This window comes from Vibrio sp. Vb0937 (genome assembly GCF_033338855.1).
Window position 1 is genome coordinate 1 of record NZ_JAWOTK010000193.1, and the last position, 1,411, is coordinate 1,411.

Genomic DNA, 1,411 nt, shown 5'->3' on the forward strand with positions numbered 1-1,411 from the left:
TAAATTATCAAGAAAACTTAACTTTTTAACCCTAACATTGTTTATCTTAGACAAAGGATATGAGTCTTTCTTAAACCTGAACTCTTTTGAATCCAAGTTAAAATCAGTATTTTTGTACATAATTTCCCTCTATTCGTATAACGCCCAATTAAGGTGTGAGGCACGCCATACCGATGCTACTGCATACCACCTTAGTCACTTAAACCGACGCATAGTAAAAATGCCACGCGTGCCGAATCACTCTTAAATTGTTTGTTAGCTTTTTGGGCTTAAAACCTAATATTATCAATCGGAATAATTGCCCATTTAGCCGGACGCAAATCAGCTTCAAAACCAACCAATGCACAACCAGAGAACAACATGGCGAGTACAACTAACCATGTCCATCTCACGTACTTACGTTTATCAACCAGTTCTTGTGAACCTACACAATCCAACTCAGAGCCAAGAACTATTGTGCGAAATAAACCAAGCTGATTCTGATAAAATTCGTTAAAACTAGGTTTACCCTGTACTTGCCAATTTGTACGAGCATACTCTTTCCAACAACTATAAAAATCACGACATAGGAAATAGTTCATCAGCAAAGCCAACGCAATCACTAACAGTATTATAATTCCTAGCAATGTAAACATGTATTTTCCTCGTGAAAGCTAACGCCCTGTTAAGGGGTGAGCAACGCAATACCAAAGCCGCCGCATACCACCCTAAACACTAAAATCAACGCATAGTAAAAATGCCACGCGTTGCGAATCCCTCTTGAACAGTTTGTTAGTGCGCTTTTTCAGCGATCCCCTAACCCTTGAGCGCGTTACGCCAATACTCGACCGTTTTATCTGAAACCATGCTGGTTTCTCTGGCTGCAGCCACTAGAAACTCACACAAGTTAGCTGCTATCTGCTCATTACCGAGTAAATACAAACTACGAATTGCTCGGGTCAGGCGGAGTTGGTTGTGGTCATGACTTTTAAGCCAGACGTGGTTGGCAGGACTTAGTTCCAGTAATGAAGAAATTTCACACCCATTTCGCTGCAATCCCCAAAACTCAAGTAAAAGGTCGAGTGCTTTTAAGTGAGCAATGCGAAATTCTTCTGAGTTAGCAAAAGCCTCTCGATCTGCTTGAGTTACCAAAGGAGCATGTTGATTGAACTTAGTACCCTCATCAATTGGGAAAAAAACTTGAATATACTTATGATCATGCTCTAGCCAGAAGTGGTTGTAAGCTAACAACTGCTCTACATTGCGACCAAATTTATCTGGAGCTTTACCAGATATGAAACGAGCAATTTCACTCATTTAAAATCCTGCTAATTGTAATTTTTATCTTTGCGCACTAACGCCTTGTTAAGGTGTGAGGCACGCAATACCGAAGCCTCCGCAGAGCACCTTAACCACCAAAACAAACGCATAG

The 1,411-nt window shown here is 40.7% G+C and carries 2 protein-coding genes; both read right to left on the reverse strand.

Annotation, left to right across the window (positions count from 1 at the left end):
* Positions 1-269: 269 nt before the first annotated feature.
* On the reverse strand, positions 270-635 hold the full coding sequence (locus R7P67_RS24340) for a hypothetical protein (protein WP_031858551.1): 366 nt from the start codon (positions 633-635) through the stop codon (positions 270-272).
* A 160-nt stretch (positions 636-795) separates the two neighbouring features.
* Positions 796-1,296, reverse strand: a complete 501-nt coding sequence (locus R7P67_RS24345) for an opioid growth factor receptor-related protein (RefSeq protein WP_262654362.1) — start codon at positions 1,294-1,296, stop codon at positions 796-798.
* Between the last annotated feature and the right edge of the window lie 115 nt (positions 1,297-1,411).